A 24,116-nucleotide genomic window follows, 5' to 3' on the forward strand; every position below is an offset into this window, starting at 1 on the left:
TTTTAGTTCGTTACTGAATTTGGGTTTTGTGCTTTTCCAAGTAATTGTGCCAGGTCGTAATTGATGCTGGTAACGCCCCAATCTGGTTCATGGGTGAATGGATTCCATATATAATGTGGTCCTTCATGGTTATTACCATCCACCAGAACCACAGCAAGAACAAATTTGTCCGATTGATTCAAGCCATATAGAATTTCATTCCTGGTAACGGTAATGGTCGTTTGACCTTTTGCTCGACCTTTTACTTCAATGTGACGAACTTCTGGGATTTTGCCATCCTTCATGGGCGGTCTTGACGTGACATCCCACCCACATTTTTCAGCAGATACGTCAGTAACTTCATACCCTAAGCTTCTTTCCAGATTCATTACCGCTTGCATGGCAACCATTTCAACTCTTGCACGGGATTCAGCGTCGGCACAGAATTCATTGCTGCCTTTACATTGTGCAAGTAAACCTGCTGGGATAACCAAAGCACCGCCGACAATTAACGGTGTGGATGAAATCACATGACGCATTGCCACAAGCTCTTTCTTCCTTGTTTCAAGCCGTGCCGTCAGTTCATCAATGGTCCGCCGGACATTTTCAAGCTGAACCCGTGGTTGCCTTCCTGCGTTTACATCGTCTTGGAGCTTTATGTAACGGTCGCTCCAGTAGTTGATTTCTTTAACCAGGCGTTCATTGACAGCAGAAAGCGTCTTGTCAACCTGACGCTCCCGCCGAGCTTTTATCTCGTCAAAATGAATCGGAATCATATTTTGAGAAGCATATGACAGGGCAACCTGTTCAAGGTCTCTGTTGAGCCAGTCACCATTTAGAATGTTTTCAATTAGGGCGAGGTCGCTCTTTTCAATCGGTTCAAGGTCGAGATGAGGTGCCCATCCGGCATTAACTGCATTGCTGGTCTGGTCAATTTCTACGAATTGTATCCTTCGTGAAATTGCCTTATCCGGCTGATTCCCCTCTCTAACAGAATGGTCAATGAGGAACATTACTTTCGGAACAAGACCAGGGTCACCGTGGTCAACCAGAATTGCTCCTTGCTTCAGTTTTGACCGGTGAGCCTCAAGCATCAAATCAATCGTTGATTGCATTAGGGGATGACCAGGATGAAGTAAACTCGCCATTGACTTGTTGCTGGTAATCCGAATGTTCTGTTTTTCAAAACAGACTCTTTCGTAGCGTTTTAACACCGGGTCGCGGGAAAACCTGTCCCGACCGGATATTTGACGGTCACGCTCACGGATTATGGCGGGGACGTTCATTATTTCAAAACGACCTGCTTCACGCGGACGTAATTCACCACCCAATTGTTTGAATGCCTGATTGAAGAAGGCTCTTATGAAATATGGCTGCAGCTTCCGTGCTTCAGCCTTTTCCATATCGTCTTTGACGGCAAAGAGCTTTTGTTCATCCATGATCTCTTCACAAAGAGCATTGCGATTCATAATGTTCCGCAAGTGAGTCGTATCGAGTGCTTCATCAACGACATGATTCAACTCAAGTTGGCGGATAGGGTCGTCACCATAACGAACTGCGTCAATCAGCAGTTCACGGAGGGACTTGTTCTCAAACACTTCCCCAAGGATGTCGAAGACTCTCCCGCCAAGTGCTTGTCGTTCGATTTCGAGCTTATCCAGGAGGCGCTGGAATACATCTCCTTCACGGGTTTCGTTAGCCACCATGTTCCACAAGTGGCAGACCTGATCTTGACCGATACGGTGGATACGACCAAAGCGTTGTTCCAGGCGATTTGGATTCCAGGGAAGATCATAATTGACCATTAAATTAGCGTTCTGAAGGTTGATACCCTCACCGGCAGCGTCGGTGGCAACCAGAACCCTGACTTCGGGGTCGTTTCTAAACAATTCCTGAATTTTCCGGCGGTCGTCACGCTTTACTCCGCCATGTATCGTTACAACGCTGTCTTCTGACCCTATGAGACCACGAATTTTCATTACGAGGTAATGAAGCGTGTCCTTATGCTCCGTAAAGATGATGAGTTTACGCTGGCGTCCATCCTTGTCTCGCATTTCAGGGGTATTTTGGAGAAGGTTTGACAACTCTTCCCACTTGCGGTCTTGCCCGGAATGAACAACGTCGCTTGCTTGATTTACAAGCCCTTCGAGAATATGAATCTCTACTTCGAGTTCTTGGATAGTCTGTGCTGCTGTCGCTTGGTCAACAACAGCCTCTTCAAAGCGTTCGTATTCATCATCTCCCATTTCATCAGCGGAATCATATATATTTTCCGGTACGTCAAAGCCAGTCACTTCCGTCAGTAATTGTCCGCGTTGGCGAAGTTTTTCATCTGCTACCCGGCGCTTGAGCTTTAAATGACGTCGTTTAAGTGATTGATAAATAGCTTCTGGGCTTGACGCAAGACGACGTTGAAGGGCAGTAAGGGCGAATCCTACGGTGCCTCTGCGTCCACCTTCAAGTTCATCAGCTTTGTTCATTTCCTCTTTGACGTATTCTGTTACTGAATGATAAAGGCGAGCCTCCATTTCTGAGAGTTGGTAGTTTGCAGTATAGGCCCTACGTTCGGGGAACAGTTTTGTCCCGTCAAATTTCAGTAATTCCTCTTTGACCATGCGCCGCATTAAATCGGAAGTATCAACCTTATGCGCGCCATCACGGAATTTGCCGTAAAACCGGTCGGAATCGAGCAATGACAAGAATAGCTGGAAGTCTTCTTCTTTTCCGTTATGCGGTGTAGCAGTCATCAGTAAGAGATGGCGGGTAGTTGAACCAAGGAACTTAGCCAATTTGAAACGTTTTGTTTCAGTGACTTTTTGACCGTACCATGTAGCAGAAAGCTTATGAGCCTCGTCGAAAATCACCAAGTCCCAGTTTACAGACGTCAACTTCTCTTGAAGGTCTTCACTGCGGCTTAATTGGTCAAGACGGGCAATAAGGGTATCGTTTTCATAAAACGCATTGCCAGTTCGGGACTGCTGTTCAAGTTCACGGCTAAATATGGTGAATGTGAGTCCGAATTTTTCGTAAAGTTCGTCTTGCCATTGTTCTACCAGGCTACCCGGAGCAATAATCAGGACTCGTTGTGCATCAGCCCGCATCATAAGCTCACGGATATATAAGCCAGCCATGACCGTTTTACCTGCACCAGGATCATCGGCAAGGACATACCTTAATGGTTGACGGGGAAGCATTGATTCATATACGGCTGTGATTTGATGTGGAAGGGGCTGAACGTTTGAAGTATGAACAGCCATCATACTGTCGAAGAGGTAGGCGAGATTGATTCGGTATGCCTCGGTCGCTATTTTAAAATCTGCTCCGTCTGCGTCGAAGGACCATGGACGACCTGCTTTAGTAATTGATAGCTGAAGCTCATCCGTTCGGAACAGCATTCTTTCCAGAACACGTCCATCTGATGTCTTGTAATAAACAGTGAGAGCGTCTGTTCCAACTGGTTCGGTCGTGACAATTCGGACGGTCTGTCCTGGCTCAATGCCATTTACGGCAGCGTTTTTACGGATTTCTTCCAGCTTAAGCATTCAATCCTCCACCCATTCATAAAACCTTGGAAACATATCACAATACTGGGCCTTTATGTAGAGTTTATGTCCTGCAGTGGACCATTTAAAACGATTTTGGCTAACTCTGCCAAAAAACTGGCTTTCTTACCATCAATTTAGGCTAACCGCCTAACTAATTGGATTTTATTGCATAAATTTTGGCTGTTTTGCCTAGAAATAGCTGCCAAAATGATAATTTTGGCTTATGAATTGATTGCAGTGGCTGTTGCGTGAAATTGGCCATATGGAGTTGGCAACTGAAGAATGCTGCTGTAATGTGCCTCACTGCGGAACCGTTTGAATATCTGCATGGATTTCATGGAAAGCCCGATAATGGCGCTGGGAAACTGTAATTTGTTGTTGAAGTGAATAATTTAACATTCAGTGTATTAACGGGAGGTTATATGAGTATCAATGATTCGGAAGAGTGTGACCGTTTAGTTGTTAAAGTCGTTGGTGTCGGCGGGGTTGGTGTCCTGGCCCTGGAGAGCATGATAAAAGCAAAAATCCGGGGGGTCGATTTCATTGCAGTCGATACAGAAGCTCAAGCATTGGAAACCTCTTCAGCTCCGATTAAAATCCGACTTGGCGTGAACACGACAAAAGACGGTGGCTCAGGTTCGAGGCCTGAATCAGACCGTGCTGATGCTGAAGAATCACGACAAGAAATTGGGGAGGCTCTGAAGGGTGCCGATGTTGTAATTATTGTTGCCAGAATGGGAGGTTGCACAGGTACAGGTGCTGTTCAAGTCATTGCAGATGCTGCCAAGGTGTCGGGAGCATTGATGACTGTTGGCATTGTAACGCTGCCTTTTAATCATGAAGGCAAAATACGCATGGAAACGGCCGAAGAAGGGGTTCGTGCTCTCGGAAAGCGAGTGGACTCTTTGATTGTTATTCCGAATGAGGGTATGGCTGCTGTCGGTTCCACCGAGCAGAACCTTTTGGAGGTGTTAACAGGTGATGCAATTCTCACTGAGGCTGTACGTGGAATTACAGACCTTCTGAGACCACGCTTCCCGGCAATTGACCCTGGGGATATAATTCGCGTTCTGCCAAGTGAATATCCGATTACTTTTGGAATAGGCGAGGCTTCAGGACATGATCGTGCATTGAAAGCTGCCCAAAAGGCTATGCACCCTCTTTCCCGAGGAGGTGTTGATATCGCTCAGGCCAGTGACGTACTGGTGAATATTGCCGGTTCGAGCGATATGACAATGGCCGATTACAATGAAGTCAACAAGTTCATTTGCAGCAAAATCAGCGATGACACCCAGATCAAAATTTGTTTTACTGTTGATGACCGCCTGGAGGATAAAATTAAAGTGACGGTATATTTGTCCAAATCTGAACCGACTGCAACAATACGGACAGAGAACACAAATTATGATGTCCCTTCATATTTATTATAAAATTCAGGCAATGCGTGATTGATAGGTATGGTCACGAAGCGGATGATTCGTATGAAGATTGTCGGGCTGTGGAGCTTGAAGCCTAACCTGGTGCAAAATCGGCAGAAAATGCCAAATACTCCTATGTGACACTGTTAGCTTACAATATTGGCGTCAGATTGAGGGGTACAATACCTAGACAGAATGAAACAAAATGTGTATCGGGTCATAGTCAGTATGCGACAGCAATTCGCGGACTCTCTGCTATGACACGCGGTTCAAAATGCAGTACCGGCGGTATTTCATTTTTGCGGTAGCAGGCCATTTGCTTACGCTCGGCGTTTTGTATGCATGTGCAGCATTTCCCTGATGCCAAGTCGGCACAAGAATTTATTGGCAATGACTCAAGACGGTATCTTGTTACAATTCAACAAGTTAATGAAGCGTCACGCCGACTTTGTAATGCTATCTGGGCATAATATAAGTAAATCGCCAGCGAACTTAACACAATGACTGTACCGACTCCTCGCGGATCGCAGTGGACCGTTCATGCCGCTAAGAATGCTCTGGCCAAAACATAAAACAACTATTAGAAATTGTTTCAATGTGGTATTGAAAAACAAGTGATTTTGTCAGGTTGTTGAGACTTAGGCACATACTGGGATTACTGGAGCATATTGATGAGGAAGCTCTATGATAAAAATTCTACCCCCCCCCCCCCCCCCCCGAAAAACCCCCAATGATATTACGCCAAAAGGCTGAAGAACGGCTGTTGGACAAAACAATTGAAGCTGACCCTTCTCATACAGAGATGGACTCACAACGCCTGATCCACGAATTGCAGGTGTACCAAATCGAACTAGAGATGCAGGTAGAGGAACTTCGCCAGGCTAGGGATGAGGAAGCTATGGCGCGAGAGATGTACGCCGACCTCTACGATTTCGCCCCGGTGGGATACGTTACCCTCGACCGCGACGGGATCATCCGAAATGCAAACCTGACCGGCTCTGTTCTCTTGGGAGTCGTGCGCTCCCAGCTGATCGGCCAGCGCCTTGGGGTTTTCGTCGCCGTTGTATCCCGTCCCGCTTTCGCCGACTTCCTCGAAAAGGTTTTTACGAGCCCGACCAAAGTGGCCTGCGAGGTGTCGCTCATGAAAGAGGGCGTTCCCGAGCTTTTCGTGCAGATCGAGGGGGTGGCCGTCGCATCGGGAGAGGAATGCCGGATTGGGTTGATTGACATCACCGAACATAAGCGGGCAGAAGAGGTGCTTTGGATGGCCAAGGAGGCTACCGAAGCGGCAATTTTAGCCAAGGAGACAGCCAAGGCACTTCGCCTGGAGAAGGAGATAAGCGAGTCGCTTCGAAGGGAAAAAGAGGCAGCAGAGTCAGCTACTAGAGCAAAGGACCAGTTTCTTGCCAACATGAGCCACGAGCTGCGCACCCCGATGACAGGCGTTCTCGGCATGCTCCAACTCGCTCTAGAAGAAGAACTCGCCCCGACGCTACGTAATTACCTGGGAACAGCGCATAGTTCGGCCAACTCTCTGCTCCAGATTCTTAATGATATCCTCGACATGACCAAAATTGAAGCCGGAAAGATCATCATCGAGGAAATGCCTTTCTCTCCACGGAGGTGCGTAACTGGGGCAGTCGATATCATTACTCCCGAAGTGCGGCGCAAGGGACTTGACATCGCCATTTCGGTGGCGGAGGAAGTGCCAGATAAGCTTGTCGGGGACCAGATGCGACTACGGCAAGTCCTCATCAACCTCATCGCCAACGCCGTCAAGTTCACTAACGAGGGTAAGGTAGCCGTGCAAGTCACAGCAGGTGGGACGAACTCCGACGGGAAGCGAGAGTACACTTTCGCCGTTACGGACACCGGCATCGGCATCCCCGAAGACAAGAAAGACCTTCTCTTCCACGTATTCAGCCAGGTTGATGCATCTCACACTCGCACTTACGGCGGCACGGGCCTTGGTCTTGCCATCTGCAAGGAACTTGTGGAACTGATGGGGGGAATGATTGATTTCGATAGCAAAGAGGGGGTGGGAAGCACCTTCTACTTCACCATCTCACTAAGAGAAGCCAAATCAGAGAGAAATGCTCCGACCGCAGCCGAACCCCTGTCACCCGAAACTTTTACTGCTCCGAAGGGGGAAAGGATTCCGCATCTCCTTCTTGCCGAAGACGATCCGACCATCCAACAAATCCTCGAAATGATGCTCACGAAGTCGAACTACAGTCTTGATATCGCTAAGGATGGCAAGCAGGCGGTCGAAATGTGGGAACAGGGAGAATATGACCTCGTGCTGATGGATGTCCAGATGCCTCTTCTCAGCGGCTTCGATGTGACCCTAGCCATTCGGGAGAGAGAGAGAGAACGTGGCGGTCACACCCCCATCGTCGCCATGACGGCCCACACCGGCAAGGAAGCCGAGAAGAAGTGCATCGCCGCAGGCATGGACCACTATATTTCCAAGCCGATTGACTTTAATGAGTGTTTGAAGTTGATAGGGCAGATCATCGGGCAGAAGTCCAGCGGCAATAACTGACTTCTTTAATAATTTTGAAGGTTTTCTGCTTCACGCGGGCGCGCTGCTTTTACCGCCTCCGCTCCCGCCGTGGAGGCAATCATGTTGAACCTGATCTCCGGTTCATTGTTGAGCAGTTTCATTGCTCCTATCAGAATACTGAAGTGAACAGACCTCAGATGGGTGTTCAAGTCCTCACTGGTATCCCACTCTTCGTTGAAGAAAATAATGTTTTCATTCTCAACATCCACGTAGCAATTGCAGCTTATGCAGCCCTGTTCACGTCGAATAAGGACGAGTATTGCCTTTAAGGTTTGAAGGACCTCCTTCCTTTTTTCTGGTGGCACCGTCATCTTAATTGTGGCGTCGAGCATGGGCATTATCCCTGAGACATAATGAAATTAACTTTCTTTCAAAGAAAGCTCGACAGTAATCATGTTCTGCTAATACAATCCGTTAGCAACTAATGTGCCAGAAAAGATATTATGATTCTGCAAGTGTGATGACTTTATTATTCAGGGAAATACAAAAGAGAGAGTCCGGGATGAAGGGAAATCCGTCAGCGGCTTCCGTCATATTTTACAGAACTTTCATATGAAACGGACACTTTTAGGCCAACATTTGTGTTTTTGTGTTACCGTTGCTGAGTTTTGTCCGTGAATTGCTGTCGCGCACTGACCATGGCCCGATACACGATTTCAATAGTGCGCATAAAAGCCGATATTAAACAAAATGATGCGGAGGCAGAAAGGCTTCAGGCAGCCACCAGATGGGGGCCATAACGATCCCGACTGCTTTACGACTGCTTCATGCGGGGAATTACTCTCGATATTTTGATAAAGACATATAGCTTTTCATCCAATGGGAGGTTGTTTAATGAGTTGTGACCGCGCAAGCGACTTTTGACGGGTTTTATGCAAATATATTAATCATCGGGTGTTTTGGATATCCTTCATTCTGTGGTATCTCTTTAGACAAAATCAGCATTATGTAAATTGCTGTAATAACAGCAGGTTGTGGCTGTGCTTACTTGCGATTAAAACAGCAAAAACCGCTATAAATGCTTGGCTTTGCAAGTTATTTGTGGTATATTGGGTCCATGGGGATTTGCAGCCAAATAAACACTCAACTTTTGAATTTCCTCCGAAAAAGTTGGAGAATATTTCACAGGTCTTCCGACGACAGTTAAACGCCTCTTTCCGATCCAACTCACATTGATTGCCTCATAGCTTTTCATTTGAAAGCACCCTTGTTTCCATAGAATCATCTCCCCCCTGCCGCACATTCGTAGCGTTAAGCTACATCAGAATAGCCCCAGATTGCGAAAATCCACTCGCAGCCTGGGGCTTTCTCTGTTTCGTCTGAAGATCAATTCATACGCATAGGCAAATTACGATTTACTTCCAATAATAAAACGCCTCGCAAGAAAGGAGTCCCCCTCATGGAATTAGCAAATTACCTATTAACTGTTGCAACCCGACATGCACGGGCAGTAGATGCCCATGAAGAAGAAATGAAGGAACTTCGGCTCCGGGAAAAACGGAGTAAGAGTGGACGACATAATTTCAGTCTGACCTATGACGACGAAACCGCGCTTCTCAAGGGTGTCATCAGCTGGGTTCGCGGTAAACCCGCCTGTCTGAAAAAACTCAGCTCGCCAGCCATCGGTTCCCTTGCGTACATTTTTCAGGCGAAAGTTGCGGATGATCCCAATATCGAAGGCTACGAAATAGTCGATAAACTGGTGTATGACCCTGAAAAAACAATCAATTACCTGAACAGTTTAGGCGAGTTAAAAGAACAGGGGTGGATTCGACTGATAGATATACCGGGTAAGTCATTCACCGAACAGCCACCGTTTTGCTGGTTGCAGTCTTACATCGAGCTTGGTGATACCTTTCACAAGGAAATGGGGGCGTCTCAGCAAAGCAGTCGTTCCTTCATCTCTAATGATGCTTATTTGGACGCCGCATTCTTATATCTACAGGCAGTGATCCATGACGACACCTCAATTTACCATGTAAACGAACCGGCAACTGACTTGGCGACCTACCAGCCTGAAGACTGGTTCAGACGGATTGTCATGGCTGTGCAGTGCTCGACCTGTTCCTTACCGGCGGCAGGGACCATCGAGAAGTATTCCCTGAGTGTGCTTCAGCATCTAACCTTGGTCGGCCTGCTCGGCACGCGGGACGGTGATATTCAATATGACTTCACCGATCCTGCCAACGTGAGCAAGCTGTTCGCGCAGGGTCGCGTCTGTCGGAAACAGATGGAGGAGCACCTGTTCGGTGAGAAGAGCCCGCTGATGCGCAATCGGCTGCTGGAAAGCAACCATGGATCCTTCGGCGAAACCGTGCAGCTGACCCAGCTTGGTATCAAATCACTCCTCGGGAAACAGTGTGGCAAGATCACAGCTAAGGAACAGAAAAGACGCGTTAAGAAAAATACGCTCTTCGATTTTGAAGAACCCAAAGTCAAAAAGGATTCTGTCCAATTACCTGTTTCGGCAATGGAAGCAATCCAGTCGCTTATATTCAGCGAATCGCGGGAAGGGAGAGTAATCCGGAAAAGTTGGCAGTTATCGCTACCCGCTGCATGTGGTTCACCGACAGGCAGTACCGTGTTGCTCTATGGCCCACCTGGTACCGGCAAGACACTGACCGCCCAATATCTTGCTTCTGAATTATCGCTACCATTACTAAAAATAGATGCCGCGAGGGTGCTCAGTTGCTGGGTTGGGGAGTCAGAGCAAAATGTGCGGCGAATCTTCGATGATTATTCAATGCTGCAGAAAGAGTTGGGAATAGCCCCGGTCCTGTTGCTAAATGAGGCTGACCAACTTCTTGGTGCTCGCGACGCTGGAAGCAATTCGGTTGATCGAATGAACAACAACATGCAGAACCTGTTTCTGGAAGGGTTGGAACGCTTTTCCGGAATTCTGGTGGCAACCACGAACCGTCGCGATCTGCTGGACGAAGCATTCAGCAGACGATTCACTTATAAGCTGGAGCTGTCAGCCCCCGACAGGAACCTGCGGATAGAACTATGGAAAAGTCACCTGCCGTTGCAACGCTTAGCCGAAGATGTCGATATTGGACAACTGGCCGACCACAGTTTGTCAGGAGGAGAAATCAGTCTGGTGATCGAAAGGGCAGTGCGCCTTTTGTCCTATCGCGGAATCACAACCATCGACCATAAGACCCTGATGGATATCGCCAGAGAGGAACTGGCCAGCCGGATGAAACGCAACGGACCATCTGGCAAGATCGGATTTGGTGCTGTAAATAGCTGACGATGTAACGATTCATCCCCGACTTTTCCCAATCCGTTTCCCCGCAGCTCATATCATTCCTACCAAACATACTGGCCCATTCTGTACTGGACACATGGAAGGTGGCGACACCATGACAGTCGAATAGCGTCTGAAAATCCATCAACACAATTATCAAAAAGGCCCATTTCCTCAAGGATTTGGGCCTCTCCATTTTAAGGAGGTGAGCGTGGAGCTCCCAACAATTCGAAAAAGTTGAAGAAATTGAATGCTGAATAACCCAACAACGAAAGGAGAACCAAATCATGAGCAACGCATTAGTCAAGCTGGAGTTCGACAAGGAGCAGATGGCGGTCATCGAAACTCAACTTTTCCCTTCAGGGACCAGTAAGGCCGAACAGCAGTATTGCTTATCAGTGGCCCGGGAGCTGTGCCTGAACCCGATCACCAAAGAGATTTTCTTTGTGAAACGCAGACAGAAGATCGACGACAAGTGGGTTACCAAGGTGGAACCGATGGTCGGTCGAGACGGATTTCTGTCTATCGCGCACCGGTCTAAACAGTTTGCCGGAATCGAAACAACTGCCGGTATCCGGGAAGTCCCTCAGTTGGAGGGTGGTCAATGGGGATTCAAGAATCAGCTCGTAACTGAGTGTATCGTCTGGCGCAAGGACAGCCCCAAGCCTTTTACCGTTCAGGTTGCCTACAACGAGTATTGTCAGAGGAATTCCGAAGGCAATCCGACCAAGTTCTGGGCCGAGAAACCGGAGACAATGCTCAAGAAGGTAGCCGAGAGTCAAGCCCTGCGGAAAGCATTCAACATCCACGGGGTCTACTGCCCGGAAGAGTTGGGAGCAGGTTTCGAGTTGGCAAGCGGTGACATCGTCATCCAGGCCATCGAAGAAGAGCGCCCCGGTAATGAGACGGACAAATCCCACCTCTCCGTCGTTAAGCCGCCACAGGCAGAAACACAAGCAACGAAGACACCCAAGCATCAGAAATCCTCCACCGCCACTACCTCACAATCAGCCCCCATCAATGAAGAGGTACAGACCTCGCCACCATCACCAGGGCAGGTCATTGATGAAGCTGCTCTTCTGGTTATCGAACTGCTGGACGGGAAGCATATTCCCTACGACATCGCCATCAATGGGCTTGACGGAATCATCAGTGCCAAATCATTCAACGAGAAGGAACTCTTGAAATCGTCCGGTTTCCGCTGGTCTGCCGATCAGAAACGCTGGATTTACAAATTCAGGAACGAACCCTTTTAAGGAAAGGAATTATTATGAATCTTATACCGTTTATCGAGACCGCAGTAGCAGCATTGAACCGCAACAAAAGCGCCGAGCTGGGGGACCGGACTCTGTATATCGGCTCAAGTGACGTTAGCGGTTGTGCCCGGAAGGTCTATCTGCAAAAGAAGAATCCGAAAGAACCGAGTGTCAGCACCATGCTCAAATTCAGCCGGGGGCATGTCGCAGAGACTTTAATCGAAAACATGTTTAATGCAGCCGGAGTAGGACATCTCTATGAAACGCAGGTAGAACTACAACATCCAGTGTATTCGAGCCTGAAAGCTCATATAGACTTTTTGTTCAATGCCGACTTTGATGGAAATCCGGAACTCCATGTTATCGAGGTTAAATCGGTCAGCGCAATCCCCGATGATCCGTTTCCACAGTGGGAAGACCAGCTGGCTTTCCAGCTTGGTCTGCTGCGCATAAAGTATCCTGGAGAAAAGATCGGCGGTTCCATACTCGCCATTGACCTCAACGCAGGCAAGGTTCATCAGTTCAACGGCTACGAATATAACGATGCGGTATTCAACTATCTTTACACCCGTGCGCTGTATCTGCTGGACTGCCTGGAAGAAAAGGATGAGGCACTCCCTTCGGCTTCCCATACCTGTTCCTTCTGTTCGTACCGTTCCGATTGCCCCGCCATGACCCTGCCGGTAGTGGAACTGCCACCGGAAATAGAGGCGCTTGCCAGCAAGTATGCCAAGCTGAACAGCACCAAAAATCATGCAGAAAAGGAGATGAAAAGCATCCGTCAGGAACTGCTGGACTTTACCGGTCCTGTCTTCAAGGGGAGATCAGACAAGGTTGGTCTGGTAGTCTCCTCTGTTGCCCCCAGTATGGCGGTGGATGCGGAACTGCTGAAGAATCAGTTCCCGAATATATATACCGGAGTATTAAAGGGTCGAGCCGGGTACACGAAACTGGAATGCAAGCCGGTCAAATCTGTAACTGCTTAATCACTATCACACACAACATAACAGCGCCCTTGTTCCCACGGTTCAAGGGTGCTTCCATTTGGAGGACTCATGTCGAATTACGGTTCCGGTCTTATAGGTCTGGATGTAAAGCCACGCAGAAAAGTTGCACGGAGAAACCGTTACAGGACAACGCTCAACCGATGGTTGTTCCCCGCAATCTTTGCCCTGGCGCTCACCCTGGGGCTCTTCGTTGTTATCGGCACGCGGTAAGGAGGGGTTATGAATATGAAGGAATTATTCCAGGAAGACGGCCCGGATTGTCGCACCAAGACACTGCGGTTGCGGGTAATGAGACCCGTCTTCAGCAGGGAAGTTATCCGGGAGGATATGCCGGACTATATTGACACTAAAAGGTTTACCTCACCACTTCAGGTGTTCGAGATGTTCCGGGACCTAGTAATTGAGACGAAGGAGCACTTTCTATGCCTCCACCTCGATGGAAAGAATCGGATTGTCTGTCTGGATCGAGTATCAGTTGGCAGTCTAAATCAGAGCATTGTCAATGTCAGAGAAGTCCTGAAATCTGCACTCCTGAGTTCTGCTGCGGCGATTCTGCTGGTCCATAATCACCCTTCCGGTGATCCGACTCCCAGCGGTGAAGATATTGCCATTACCAGACGTCTCAAAGAATCGGGAGAACTGATCTGCATTCCGGTGCTCGATCATATCATCATTGGCGATGGTCAGTATGTCTCTTTCGTAGAGAGGGGGCTGTTATGACAACTGAGATTATCAAACGCGATACGGTGGCACAACTGGTTGAAAACTATGAAACTGCCGTGGATGATATCACCCAAGCCTATAGCCTGTTGCATGCTGCCAAGAACCGTCTCAATACCTCGTTCGGAATGGGGAAGCGTATCCACTCCTTCGATGTTTTACCGCATGGCTACCATCGCGGAGCAACTTTAGCCAATGATTCACTGACTCAAGTCATGGCGCAAATCAAGCTTGATGCCTGGCGCGTTCTTATGGAGCGGTTGGAATTGCGGAAGCTGCTGTCGATTGCCCGCCGCGAGGAACTGGATAATCAGCTGTCCGATGGCAAAGGACTTCCGGACATTACGCTGGAGAACGTCTGGGGGATGTTCGAGTCGGCGGTATCGAACGTTGACCGGTATATGGAAGAGGCCGTGCTGGTGGTGTATGAATTCCTCCGGCCACCATCGTCAAAATATAAGACCAACACCGAGTTCGAGGTCGGCAAGCGAGTTATCTTGAAATGGTATGTCGAACCGAATTACTCCAAGTCCGGATTCAACGTCCGCTATTCGTATGATCCGAAGATTACCGCACTTGATAATGTCTTCCTGCGTCTGGACGGGAAAGGCATTGTCTCAACCTATCACGGCCCAACTCATGATGCTGTTAAGGATGCGGGACGCGACGGAGTTTGCGAGACGGACTACTTCAAACTCAGCTGCTGTATGAACGGAAATCTGCATCTGGAATTCAAACGCCCGGACCTGGTGAAGAGACTGAATGCAATTGCCGGAGGGGCTCGATTGCGAACCTGAATTTCTAACTATCATTACACCGAACACGGATAGGGGCTTGATGCCCCTTCCGTGTTTCTACAGGAGATATAACATGAGGAAACGCAGTAACGAAACAGTCAGCACCGAGACCACTCTGATCCCAGCCAACTACACCGTACAGGAGGTATTCGGCTTTCCGTCGCAACTTCAATTGGCGGGCTATGCGCCGGGTCATGCGCTGGTACCTAAGGCGACTCCCGGTTACGTCTGGGACGCGCGAATTGCCAGAGACTTCATAGAATGGCTAACGGAACCGAATCCCGATCCTCTCTGGATATCAGGGCCGACCGGTTGCGGCAAGACGGATGCCCTGAAGAACGTCTTCGCAGCATTGAACATTCCAACTGTAATCGTTTCTGCAAAAAGTTCCACTGAGCCGGACGACATCCTAGGGAGAGTCCAACTTCGGGGAGGTGACACAGTCTTTGTCCCTGGCAATCTGTTGCTGGCCTACGAGAAGGGTCACGCCATAATTCTGGACGAGATCGACGGATACAATCCGGAAGTCCTAATGGCTTGTCACCGACTGCTGGAAAGGGCGGTCGTGACTCTTGATGACGGCACGATCATCCAACCTGCCTCCCGCATTTACATGGCGGCAACAGCGAACACACGCGGGGATGGTCAAGGAGGCGACATCTACACCGCCACCAATATCTTCAATGTCGCATCGCTCAACCGTTTCGAGAAATGGGAGATGACCTATCCGCCCCCAGAAGTTGAAGAGCAAATACTTGAGAATATGTTTTCCGGAAAGTTGCAATCCAACATCATGAAAGCGATGGTGAAGACCGCAACAGACATCCGACGGGCATATCTCGACGGTAACTGCCCTAGTCCGGTCTCCATCCGTGATTTGCTCCGGTGGGGAAGGAAGTTGATTCAAGCATGGAACCGTAAGGATGTTGCGCCACTATACCACTCCTTCGACAAAGCGTTCGGCAACGGCGTTGACCCGCATGTTCGGGCGATGCTTCACACGCTTATCCAAACAAACTTCGGTGTTCCAGCTCCGGAAATTCAGGGGGTGAGTCCATGATTCCGAACCTGCAACCCCAGACCATATATGCTGTTCACCTGCGGGCTCCATCATCGACTGGTGGAAAGGACTGGGTCGGTTCCGTAACCTCATATGGAGAAATCCATACCTATTGGGGAAGAACGAATCAAATAAACCAGCATGCTGCCAAACTGGGAAACATCACTGCGCTGCACAAAATTATCAGCCAGAAGAAGAACGGCAAGGACAGGTACCAACAGGTTGACGAGTACCATCCGCAACAGGGGTGGCAGAGTCAGAGAGATCAGACTCCATCTCCATCGCAAGCCAAAGCACCACCGCCTGTCCCCGCACCTGTTGTTGACTGGGTAGAAGCGCCGCCAGCTTCAATCCAGTGGGACTTTTAGAAAGCAATCAATTCAACCTCATAAGGAGAACTCGATGAAGACTCAGGCCATTCTCGACCAGATGATTCTCGTAGTATTGAACATATCCCTCTGGCAGGGGCGCAAAGCACTGCAGGCAGGCGACCTTGCTACAAACGGAATAGACGTTAGCAAGCTGCCACCGGGGACACTCGCTACCCTGGGAAGCAAACGGATTATCTCGCCCGATGCGCTGAAGGTCTTTCTCGCGCTGAAACGTGAAGCGGTCACACTCTGTCTGAAGAACGGAGTGCGTTTTGGAAGTAATGGTTATGCAATTCCCCGTGAAAAAGTTGGGGAACTAAGCAGGGAGCTGAAGAGACTGAAAGATGAGTTCGAGACCGCCAAGTCAGACTTCCTTTCAGTGTATGAGCAAGAGGTAGAAAACTGGATTGACTCGAACCCGGAATGGGCACCGATTATTCGTTCAGCAGTTGACTCCCCAAGCCACATACAAAAAGCCATCGCCTTCAACTATGCCGCCCTTGATGTGAAAGCTCCTGCGGATATTGGTGAGAACGGTCTTGATGAAGAGGTGAACAGTCTGTATGGGCAACTCTGCCAGGAAGTCAGGTTTGCCGCCCGTCGCGCCTTCGAGTACACGTTCATTGGCAAACAGGAGGTTTCGCAGAAGGCGTTGCGTCCTATCAGGACCATCCGCTCAAAGCTGACAGGGCTTCTGTTCCTTGACCCATCCATTGCCGAGACCATCCAGGTCATTGACGACACCCTTGAAAAGCTTCCTCAGAACGGGGCAATAAAAGGTACTGATCTCAATATGGCTGCGGGTCTGGTGGGAAGGCTACTCGCCAATATGGGGCGCGTGGTAATAGGAGAACCGGAAGGTGAAAATGACAACAGCGAAGAATCACCGGAAGTCAGCATGCCGGCAGAAATAATCAACTCACAGAATACCGGCAAGGTCGCACCGATTGCCTGGGACTTCTAGGATAGTGGAAATTCATTTGCAAGGGGCTTACAGTATGCGTTCCTTCAAATCCTTACCTACCTTGAAGAAAGGGCGTTTCTTGGCGGCAACAGATACCTCGATACCCGACTTGGGATTCCTACCAGTACGCTCGTCATAGTCCCGGTTTTCGAAACTGCCGAAACCGCGTATTTCGATACGGTCACCGGCAATCAGGGTGTCAGTCATACTACCAAAGATTTCCTGAACAATTTTCTCCGCAGTACCAATTGAGATGTCTTTCCTTACTGACAGTTGTTCTACCAATTCTGACCTTGTCATTTATCATTCTCCGCAAGTGTAATAACCCGTTTCGACCATTCAATAGCTCGGTGGTGACGCTCCATATCATCGGCTGATGGAAGTTTGCCGCTGGTCATTGCCAATGATGCTTCCAGTAATTCTTTCAGAGCCGCAAGTAAATCATTTTCTAAAAGCGTCAAAGCTAACCCCCATAAGTTATGACACTTTTACTATCACAACTAACCAATTTCAGTCCACGACAATATTTAAAAAGGAGAAATTCCATGATTCGAGACCAGGAGCTTGCGGGTCTGGCAATGACGCTTGGCCGGGACGCAAAGATAAAGATAACAGTCAGCGGGGATACCTCCTTCTGCAGTCCGGATGGTTCGCACATCAACATCGCCCGAATGCCTTCAACTCCATTGGGAAGGATGCTAGCTGCAGGTCTGGTCTTTCACGAGGTCGGGCACAAGAATTACACCAAGGGAGGCAGACCGGACGGATTGCTCGGAGACATGATGAACGTTATCGAGGATGTCCGTGTCGATATGGAGACCATCAAGACACGACCAGGAACATGCTTCAATCTGGAAGCGGTTACTACCTACTATGTGAACAAGGGGAGTCTCGAACCGACAAGCCTTGCTCATGCCATGCTCGGCAAGGTCATGTCCTACGGGTTCGGCAGACTGATGAACCACAAAGCTATCCTGCCGCAGGAAACACTTTGCAATGAAATGATGGATGATGCTTTCGGGCAAGAATTCATAGAAGAGGTGGAGGTAATCATCAAGGACATCCCCAAACTCCGAAGTACCAGAGACACAACCGTAATGGCGCAAAAGCTCATTGACCTGCTTGTCCAGCAACAGACACCTCCGTCACGGCCAGCACAAAAGCAACTGCAGGGACAAGAACAAAACGTGAAGCAGGGAAGCAACGGTGGTGGTTCCAGTGGCGGAAAACGCCCTACACCTGAAGAAATCGAAGTGTTGCTGAAAAACAATACCGGCTATGGAGACTTCTCTACGCTAATCCAAAAGGAACTGGACAGTATGTCCGACAGCATCCCGGATGACATAAGGGAAGGTATCCCCATGTTACCCGTTATCGGGAAGTTGAAAGCATCACACGGAAAGATGGACGAGGTAGAGGCAATCTCTGCATCTTCCAGGATGCGTGCGAGGATGATGGGGTTGCTGCAATCCATCAAGAGGCAACCGAAATCGTATGGTCTCTCTGGGAGGAAACTGGCACCAGGTCGTTTGGTGAAATTGGCAACAGGTGACCCGCGAATCTTCAGAAAGAAGATCGAAAAGGTTGAGGTCAATACAGCCGTCATTCTGCTTTTGGATTTATCCGGCAGCATGACCAGCAAGTATGAAATAGCCAATGCCGCAACATTCGCACTCCATACCACGCTCTTCGGTCTGAAAGGTGTTGCGGTCTGCTCCGTTGAGTTCAGCGGCAAGGATAAGGAACCGGAAGTCAACATCCTCGTCGATTTCGGTCGGAAGCCACAGTCCGAAAACTTCAACCATCGACCGTTCGACAGTACACCCACTCACAATGCCATATGGGCGGGACGTGCCATGTTGCTTCAGCGCCCTGAGCCTCGAAAGATAATGTTGCTCCTGACGGATGGCTGTCCGGACAACAAACCCGAAACAAGAGGTGCTACGCAGAGGACTATGAAGGATGGAATAGAGGTTGCGGCTATCGGTATCATGGATAAGAACGTCCGGCGCTTCTGGGACAATCATAAAATCATAGAGACCATTCAAGAGCTTCCGGTAGCTATGTTCGGGATTATGGAGGGGTTGCTGATTAAACGCTGAAGACATAACCGCAGCCTGGGAGCATAATCGGTTTATATCAATTGTCTAAAGATATCAGACACAAGGAGTCGCATTCAGAGCCATATATAATGATATCTGCTCAAGATGTATTCTGCTGCTGTATTCCTAGCAATAACCCCATTGAATAATACATTTTTTTAACGCCGAAACTGCTGATAATGTTCAATAATTTCCTTTACATTTTCGCATTTGTAGCATATGTAGTATGAATACTACATTTACAACACGATGGAGAATACGTATGACCACATATGACAAAATATTTGAGGCCGCAGACAAGCTTGATTTTCAAGGCAAAGCGGTAACGTTGGCATCGGTCAGAGAGGTACTTGGAGGTGGATCTTATTCTACAATCACTCCGGCCCTGAAAGAATGGAAAGTCCGCAAAGGCGCACAACTGCAATTACCAGTTGTGCCTGAAGAGTTGAACAGAAGGCTGATGGCACTCAGTACGGAGTTGTGGAATCAAGCGTGCCAGATTGTTGAGAAACGTTTTGTAGGCGAACGTATGGAGCTTGAAGAACAAATCAAGCAACTCGAATCCAACCTTAATGATGCTGCTTCAGCTGCTGATAGTGCTGAAGCAGCAAAGGAATTGGCTGAGAAAAAAGTAACAGAACTGCAAGAATCAATTGAACCGCTTCGAGCTAAGCTTAATGAGCAAATGCAGCGAGCAACTGAGGCGGTGATTCGTCACCAGGAATCAGAACACAGGATTAAAGATTTGCTGTCAATGATTGACATGCTCGCTAAACAGAATGACGAACGTAATGCCAAGAACAACAAACTTGCGAGCGCATTGACAGACAATGTAGAAGCCATGTTCCCGTTGGAAACGAAGATCAGGAAAAGAAACCAGATGTAGAAGAAGTCTCGTAAAGTATGAATTGTGAACAATAGCGTTATCAGTATATAACCACAAAAACACCAAGGAGGGGTTATGAACAAAACAGAACTCGTTGCGAAAATTGCAGAAGGTGCTGAATTGACCAAGGTACAAGCAGAAAAGGTGCTCGATATTTTCATTGCTTCAACCACTGCCGCTCTCAAAGCCGGTGATAAAGTTGCGATCATCGGTTTTGGTGCATTCAGCGCGGTGACCCGTAAAGCACGCACCGGCAGGAATCCACAGACCGGCAAGGCACTGCAAATCGCCGAAAAGACAAATGGTAAATTCACACCAGGTAAAGCACTTAAGGATTTAACGGCTAAACCGGTCAAATCGAAATCTGCTAAACCGACCAAATTGGAATCAGCAAAACCAATTAAGTTGGAGTCTGCAAAACCAACCAAGTTGAAATCGGCAATAAAGAAGAAGTAGAATCAGCCGATTGCGGTCAATGGTCCTGGCGTAATTGTCTGCACTGATTACGCCAGGACCATTTCATTCTCACCATTTATTTCATATAATTTATTACTATGCGGCAACTGTTTTTTAGTAATGAGTAAATGATTATACAATTGTGTTTGATAGCCGTTCACAAAAGTGAAGTGCAGTTATATATGACAAAATTGCTATTCAGCATCCACTAGTTTACTGGTGAATAATTTTAAAACCATCTCTTATTAACTCACCTTGGCATATGTAAGAATGACCATCAGTTGCTGTAGGATGAAATACACCATCACAACCAATTCTATTGCATTCTCCTTGTTCAGCCTTCTTAATAGCTTTTTCAGAGTTATCCGCTTCAACTATGCCAGAGACACAATGCTCTTCAGTCCATGTAACTAAGAAACATTTTGGTACTTTTTTTGTAGCTTTATTTTTTCTCTTCATTTTAGTCTCCATATTGAATGATCTTTTGAGCAAACGGATTTGACAATTGAGGGTTACAGTGTAAAGGAGTAATACATCGAGGTTAAGTGGAAAGCAGCAATACAAACCCCGCCGATTACAGCGGGGTGTCAATCGTTCCGCAGTTAAGAGCTAGTCATCGTATTTGTGAAGTGCGACAGGAGTAAGAAACTTTTGTTTCATCTTCTTTCTGTCAAACCAAGTGCAAACCACCTCATCATATTCTTTGCAAACACAAGTTACTGTCATAGGTGGCCCGCCTGAATTCAAGCCAACAACATCTCCAATTTTGAAATCCAACGATTCCCCACATCCTGAACATACTTTTTCCATTTCTTTTCTCCTTCAGTTTAAATAGTACTTCTACTAAATTATTTACAGTTTTTGTATTTCTGTTGGTTACGTCTGGATTCGTAGAAACTGTAGAACTCGATTGAGAGCTACACGTCATAATCGTACTCATCATAGTAACCAAACCCATATTTGTGAGCCATCTCGTGTGAATATTCATTTTCAATGGATTTATTGCTGCAAGATAAATACTTCAAGATGAGTTTATATGGTATTCCACGTAATGCTTCCAGTTCCAATATTTCAGTCACAACGAAATAATCAGGAAGACGAAGCAGTACGTAATCATTGGTTCTGAGACACTTTTTAACATCTGATAAGTATTCAGCAGTTAATTGTCTCATACCTGAAAGCATAATTAATTCATATCTTGATATTGTGTACATGTTAAAGCTGTTGTTACCAAAAGTTTTAGTGTAAATTAGTTGTAGGATTGTTGCCAATAGTTCGGGTGTTCGTCTCATATCATTTCTCCTTGTTAATTCCAGTATAGGGTACGGAACGTAATAACGGTGTCGATTTAGAGCTGTTAAACAATGCAGTTAATGTGCTCAGTGGTATAGCTTGATGTGAACTCGCGAGATTCTCTGCTGTGCGTGATAATGGTTAGTTATTCTAATTGATACACTTGAGGTCAATTATAGTGTGACCTTTATGTTGTGAGACAGAGAACACAGACTTGACGGCGCACTTTTCGCACCATAAAAATATGTTTAAACCGTTGCGTCGAGGACTCGGGTTTCCCTCAAGTAATCTATCTATTATTGTAATCTCACCAGACACAGTACAATGGATGCCAACTTTTGCATCTTGAGTGCGCTCAAAAACATCTACTTTGTAGTGATGAAGATAGCTTGAACAACAATTTGGACAAAGTAGCTCCGAGCCAAAACCTTCATCATTATTACCAATTATTATTTGCATTTTATTCCACCTTATTTGATAAAGATTAAAGACAACTGCGGACTGAAACCGGACATGTGATACAAGCGTCAATGTTGGTCATTGAGAAGCTCAGCAACCACCACACAAAGTCACAAACGGATTGGACCATGTTGGTGGCTACGTGACGTTATATCTGTAAGAAATTGGCAAGTTCCTCTGATACCTGCAACATCGGTGAAAACTGAAACACTTTCATTTGATACCGCACAATCCTTTAGATATTGCGTTACCAGAGGAACTTTATGACCAATTGACACTGTAATTAACAAATCCTGTGTTGGGAGCAGGACACTTAAATCTGACGTATTTAGAGCGGTCAAACTGCAGTGCGGATATACCACAGATTATAGTTTGACACGTGTTGCACACCACTTTCTGGAATAGAAACAACCACACTCGGCAGTAACTGGCATTTCACAATATCTACATTCAAATCAGCAATTGTAGACAGTAATTGTAGACAGTATCAACATTGATTGATCTAACTGATGAGCTAAGCAACGCATACAACTATCTTATTAACATTCTGTTCAATTGGTAAGTGTATAGTTGGCTTATATAATCAATGTAGGTAATGAAAATGGGGTGTGCTGTAACTAGTTAGTATCATTGAGTGAGGTATATTCTATAGTGTATTATGATAAGGGAATTTAGAAATATGGTTCAGTATCAGTTTTAACGAGTTTAAAACCAATATTATCGCCAACTGCGTTCAATACTTCTTTTTCAGCATGATTTGATTTCAGTTTCTTTGACGTACTTTTAATCAAAGATGTAATCCTTTGGACACGTTTATTTATAACTTCTTTGTCAGATACAGTGCGATTGGCTACTTTCTGTTTACAAAGTTTACTCCAGTTAACTGGTTTGACTTCGGAGCCGAGGAATGCTTTCCATTCACCAGTCATTTTATATTTAGCTTTGCAACCCTTACGCTTGCTCGCCGCAGTTACAAAATTGATACAAGTAACAAGCAACCTTTTACTGCGCTTGTTAAATACACGCGTATCGGTGGCGTTATACTTCTTAAGTAAGAACATAATTTTAAATTCGTCTTTGATTTTGATCTCAAACCTGAAACATTCTGTGTCAGGACGAATATAAATAGTCCCATGATTAACTTTAGAACTCGCTTTGCCAAGCTGGATGCGGCTGAGCTTTTTATTAGTTGTCACGACTTCTGGCGGCATCCTTCTCACTAATGTACCTGTACAGTTATCGTAACTAAAATCACACCAATGACGAACATTCTTTTCTGTCAGACATGACTTGTCATCGTTAAAAGCGACATCAAGTTGAGTCGGCTTGTAATCATACTTAGAAAGAAACTTAATTGTGTCATCGAGCCTGAATTTTGGTGAACAATCAAAGAAGGAACCTTTCAAGCGTAAGAACACATATGGCACATCTTTGTTACCATCAAACTTGATAACCACGCTTTCTTTTTCTTTAACATTATGTGGTTCATTCCCATTTGCAACAATGAATTTATATTTCATTGTTTTATAGTTACCGTACTCAGTACAATCAAACTCTTCCGGTTCCAATCCGAGGTAATCAGAACACAGTTTGTCAATTTCTGTTATCGGCATATTGCGGATAGTAGCGTTAAATCCGTGAATTTCAATTTCCATGATTTAAATCTCCTCTGTGCCTTTGAGTGAGGCTTCTAAATAGTAAACTAAATTTCGTAATGCACTATTCCGACATATTTCAGTGCTTGTAAATTCAAAACAAAAGAATGACATAGAGATGCACGTTTAATGCTTCTTGTATAGTTGCCGGAAAACTTATTGCTAACGCAGCAATTAGATATATTCCGTTGGCAAATATTTCAATGTATGCACCAACATCTATTCAGCAATTATTATTGCGGATAGGTGTGAGCGTTATGTTGTCTTGGGATGTTGATGAATTAGACAGAGCACTGAACTAAGATAGAAAGGTGGGGCGAGCGTACGAAGGT

20 protein-coding genes and 1 pseudogene are annotated in these 24,116 nt (G+C 46.8%); 13 read left to right on the forward strand and 8 right to left on the reverse strand.

Features of this window, described 5'->3' with window-relative positions; all coding sequences use genetic code 11:
- Positions 1 to 2: 2 nt before the first annotated feature.
- Positions 3 to 3,521 carry a helicase-related protein gene (locus PPRO_RS09335; RefSeq protein WP_011735763.1) on the reverse strand — a complete coding sequence of 1,173 codons (3,519 nt, stop codon included), beginning with the start codon at positions 3,519 to 3,521 and terminating at the stop codon, positions 3 to 5.
- A gap of 425 nt (positions 3,522 to 3,946) precedes the next feature.
- Here PPRO_RS09335 and PPRO_RS09340 point away from each other — a divergent pair, with 425 nt between their 5' ends.
- The gene (locus PPRO_RS09340) at positions 3,947 to 4,954 is read left to right on the forward strand and encodes a cell division protein FtsZ (RefSeq protein WP_049759685.1); all 1,008 of its coding nucleotides are present in this window, start codon (positions 3,947 to 3,949) and stop codon (positions 4,952 to 4,954) included.
- 751 nt (positions 4,955 to 5,705) lie between these two features.
- Complete coding sequence (locus tag PPRO_RS09345) at positions 5,706 to 7,487, forward strand: PAS domain-containing hybrid sensor histidine kinase/response regulator (RefSeq protein ID WP_198138253.1); 1,782 nt, start codon at positions 5,706 to 5,708, stop codon at positions 7,485 to 7,487.
- Positions 7,488 to 7,492: 5 nt separating this feature from the next.
- Here the strand turns inward: PPRO_RS09345 and PPRO_RS09350 are convergent, their stop codons facing one another.
- Complete coding sequence (locus tag PPRO_RS09350; RefSeq protein WP_157039975.1) at positions 7,493 to 7,840, reverse strand: putative quinol monooxygenase; 348 nt, start codon at positions 7,838 to 7,840, stop codon at positions 7,493 to 7,495.
- A gap of 1,067 nt (positions 7,841 to 8,907) precedes the next feature.
- Between PPRO_RS09350 and PPRO_RS19490 the strand changes: the two genes are divergently transcribed.
- From PPRO_RS19490 to PPRO_RS09390, 8 genes are all read left to right on the forward strand, one after another.
- Complete coding sequence (locus tag PPRO_RS19490; RefSeq protein WP_011735768.1) at positions 8,908 to 10,761, forward strand: ATP-binding protein; 1,854 nt, start codon at positions 8,908 to 8,910, stop codon at positions 10,759 to 10,761.
- A gap of 284 nt (positions 10,762 to 11,045) precedes the next feature.
- Positions 11,046 to 12,014, forward strand: a complete 969-nt coding sequence (gene bet, locus PPRO_RS19495; RefSeq protein ID WP_011735769.1) for a phage recombination protein Bet — start codon at positions 11,046 to 11,048, stop codon at positions 12,012 to 12,014.
- Between the two features lie 14 nt (positions 12,015 to 12,028).
- The gene (locus PPRO_RS09365; RefSeq protein WP_011735770.1) at positions 12,029 to 13,000 is read left to right on the forward strand and encodes a PD-(D/E)XK nuclease family protein; all 972 of its coding nucleotides are present in this window, start codon (positions 12,029 to 12,031) and stop codon (positions 12,998 to 13,000) included.
- Between the two features lie 240 nt (positions 13,001 to 13,240).
- Positions 13,241 to 13,741, forward strand: coding sequence for a JAB domain-containing protein (locus tag PPRO_RS09370; RefSeq protein WP_011735771.1), 501 nt, complete (start codon positions 13,241 to 13,243; stop codon positions 13,739 to 13,741).
- On the forward strand, positions 13,738 to 14,538 hold the full coding sequence (locus tag PPRO_RS09375) for a DUF4942 domain-containing protein (protein ID WP_011735772.1): 801 nt from the start codon (positions 13,738 to 13,740) through the stop codon (positions 14,536 to 14,538). Before PPRO_RS09370 ends, PPRO_RS09375 begins: the two co-directional genes overlap by 4 nt.
- A 73-nt stretch (positions 14,539 to 14,611) precedes the next feature.
- A complete protein-coding gene (locus tag PPRO_RS09380; RefSeq protein WP_011735773.1) occupies positions 14,612 to 15,598 on the forward strand; it encodes an AAA family ATPase in 987 nt (328 codons plus the stop codon).
- Positions 15,595 to 15,966 (forward strand): hypothetical protein, encoded by a 372-nt coding sequence (locus tag PPRO_RS09385; protein WP_011735774.1) that lies wholly within the window; start codon positions 15,595 to 15,597, stop codon positions 15,964 to 15,966. The genes PPRO_RS09380 and PPRO_RS09385 overlap by 4 nt, the downstream gene beginning before the upstream one ends.
- Before the next feature lie 34 nt (positions 15,967 to 16,000).
- Positions 16,001 to 16,933 (forward strand): DUF3150 domain-containing protein, encoded by a 933-nt coding sequence (locus PPRO_RS09390; RefSeq protein ID WP_011735775.1) that lies wholly within the window; start codon positions 16,001 to 16,003, stop codon positions 16,931 to 16,933.
- A 27-nt stretch (positions 16,934 to 16,960) separates the two neighbouring features.
- On the opposite strand, the gene PPRO_RS09395 is transcribed toward PPRO_RS09390, so the two are convergent.
- Entirely contained in the window at positions 16,961 to 17,233 is a 273-nt protein-coding gene (locus tag PPRO_RS09395) for an HU family DNA-binding protein (RefSeq protein ID WP_011735776.1), read from the reverse strand.
- Entirely contained in the window at positions 17,230 to 17,394 is a 165-nt protein-coding gene (locus PPRO_RS20880) for a hypothetical protein (RefSeq protein ID WP_157039976.1), read from the reverse strand. Before PPRO_RS20880 ends, PPRO_RS09395 begins: the two co-directional genes overlap by 4 nt.
- Before the next feature lie 84 nt (positions 17,395 to 17,478).
- Here PPRO_RS20880 and PPRO_RS09400 point away from each other — a divergent pair, with 84 nt between their 5' ends.
- The 3 genes and pseudogenes from PPRO_RS09400 to PPRO_RS09410 form a co-directional block, all read left to right on the forward strand.
- On the forward strand, positions 17,479 to 19,035 hold the full coding sequence (locus PPRO_RS09400) for a VWA domain-containing protein (RefSeq protein ID WP_011735777.1): 1,557 nt from the start codon (positions 17,479 to 17,481) through the stop codon (positions 19,033 to 19,035).
- Between the two features lie 262 nt (positions 19,036 to 19,297).
- Positions 19,298 to 19,921, forward strand: coding sequence for a DNA-binding protein (locus PPRO_RS09405; protein WP_011735778.1), 624 nt, complete (start codon positions 19,298 to 19,300; stop codon positions 19,919 to 19,921).
- A gap of 72 nt (positions 19,922 to 19,993) precedes the next feature.
- Positions 19,994 to 20,257: pseudogene (locus PPRO_RS09410) on the forward strand (HU family DNA-binding protein); the annotation flags it as partial.
- Positions 20,258 to 20,590: 333 nt separating this feature from the next.
- Here the strand turns inward: PPRO_RS09410 and PPRO_RS20885 are convergent.
- The 4 genes from PPRO_RS20885 to PPRO_RS09425 all read right to left on the reverse strand — a co-directional run bounded on the left by PPRO_RS20885 (position 20,591) and on the right by PPRO_RS09425 (position 23,784).
- Positions 20,591 to 20,836, reverse strand: coding sequence for a hypothetical protein (locus tag PPRO_RS20885; RefSeq protein ID WP_157039977.1), 246 nt, complete (start codon positions 20,834 to 20,836; stop codon positions 20,591 to 20,593).
- A 150-nt stretch (positions 20,837 to 20,986) separates the two neighbouring features.
- Positions 20,987 to 21,187 (reverse strand): YodC family protein, encoded by a 201-nt coding sequence (locus PPRO_RS20145; RefSeq protein WP_041532234.1) that lies wholly within the window; start codon positions 21,185 to 21,187, stop codon positions 20,987 to 20,989.
- Between the two features lie 107 nt (positions 21,188 to 21,294).
- On the reverse strand, positions 21,295 to 21,669 hold the full coding sequence (locus PPRO_RS09420; RefSeq protein WP_011735782.1) for a hypothetical protein: 375 nt from the start codon (positions 21,667 to 21,669) through the stop codon (positions 21,295 to 21,297).
- Between the two features lie 1,131 nt (positions 21,670 to 22,800).
- Complete coding sequence (locus tag PPRO_RS09425) at positions 22,801 to 23,784, reverse strand: hypothetical protein (protein WP_011735785.1); 984 nt, start codon at positions 23,782 to 23,784, stop codon at positions 22,801 to 22,803.
- Positions 23,785 to 24,116 lie beyond the last annotated feature (332 nt).

The organism is Pelobacter propionicus DSM 2379 (assembly GCF_000015045.1).
GTDB lineage: Bacteria > Desulfobacterota > Desulfuromonadia > Geobacterales > Pseudopelobacteraceae > Pseudopelobacter > Pseudopelobacter propionicus.

Excerpts from the sequence above, each read along its gene's own strand:
- PPRO_RS09335 (WP_011735763.1), bottom strand. The coding sequence starts at position 3,521 with ATGCTTAAGCTGGAAGAAATCCGTAAAAACGCTGCCGTAAATGGCATT.
- PPRO_RS09340 (WP_049759685.1), top strand. The coding sequence starts at position 3,947 with ATGAGTATCAATGATTCGGAAGAGTGTGACCGTTTAGTTGTTAAAGTC.
- PPRO_RS09350 (WP_157039975.1), bottom strand. The coding sequence starts at position 7,840 with ATGCTCGACGCCACAATTAAGATGACGGTGCCACCAGAAAAAAGGAAG.
- PPRO_RS19490 (WP_011735768.1), top strand. The coding sequence starts at position 8,908 with ATGGAATTAGCAAATTACCTATTAACTGTTGCAACCCGACATGCACGG.
- bet (WP_011735769.1), top strand. The coding sequence starts at position 11,046 with ATGAGCAACGCATTAGTCAAGCTGGAGTTCGACAAGGAGCAGATGGCG.
- PPRO_RS09365 (WP_011735770.1), top strand. The coding sequence starts at position 12,029 with ATGAATCTTATACCGTTTATCGAGACCGCAGTAGCAGCATTGAACCGC.
- PPRO_RS09370 (WP_011735771.1), top strand. The coding sequence starts at position 13,241 with ATGAATATGAAGGAATTATTCCAGGAAGACGGCCCGGATTGTCGCACC.
- PPRO_RS09375 (WP_011735772.1), top strand. The coding sequence starts at position 13,738 with ATGACAACTGAGATTATCAAACGCGATACGGTGGCACAACTGGTTGAA.
- PPRO_RS09380 (WP_011735773.1), top strand. The coding sequence starts at position 14,612 with ATGAGGAAACGCAGTAACGAAACAGTCAGCACCGAGACCACTCTGATC.
- PPRO_RS09385 (WP_011735774.1), top strand. The coding sequence starts at position 15,595 with ATGATTCCGAACCTGCAACCCCAGACCATATATGCTGTTCACCTGCGG.
- PPRO_RS09390 (WP_011735775.1), top strand. The coding sequence starts at position 16,001 with ATGAAGACTCAGGCCATTCTCGACCAGATGATTCTCGTAGTATTGAAC.
- PPRO_RS09395 (WP_011735776.1), bottom strand. The coding sequence starts at position 17,233 with ATGACAAGGTCAGAATTGGTAGAACAACTGTCAGTAAGGAAAGACATC.
- PPRO_RS09400 (WP_011735777.1), top strand. The coding sequence starts at position 17,479 with ATGATTCGAGACCAGGAGCTTGCGGGTCTGGCAATGACGCTTGGCCGG.
- PPRO_RS09405 (WP_011735778.1), top strand. The coding sequence starts at position 19,298 with ATGACCACATATGACAAAATATTTGAGGCCGCAGACAAGCTTGATTTT.
- PPRO_RS20885 (WP_157039977.1), bottom strand. The coding sequence starts at position 20,836 with ATGAAGAGAAAAAATAAAGCTACAAAAAAAGTACCAAAATGTTTCTTA.
- PPRO_RS20145 (WP_041532234.1), bottom strand. The coding sequence starts at position 21,187 with ATGGAAAAAGTATGTTCAGGATGTGGGGAATCGTTGGATTTCAAAATT.
- PPRO_RS09420 (WP_011735782.1), bottom strand. The coding sequence starts at position 21,669 with ATGAGACGAACACCCGAACTATTGGCAACAATCCTACAACTAATTTAC.
- PPRO_RS09425 (WP_011735785.1), bottom strand. The coding sequence starts at position 23,784 with ATGGAAATTGAAATTCACGGATTTAACGCTACTATCCGCAATATGCCG.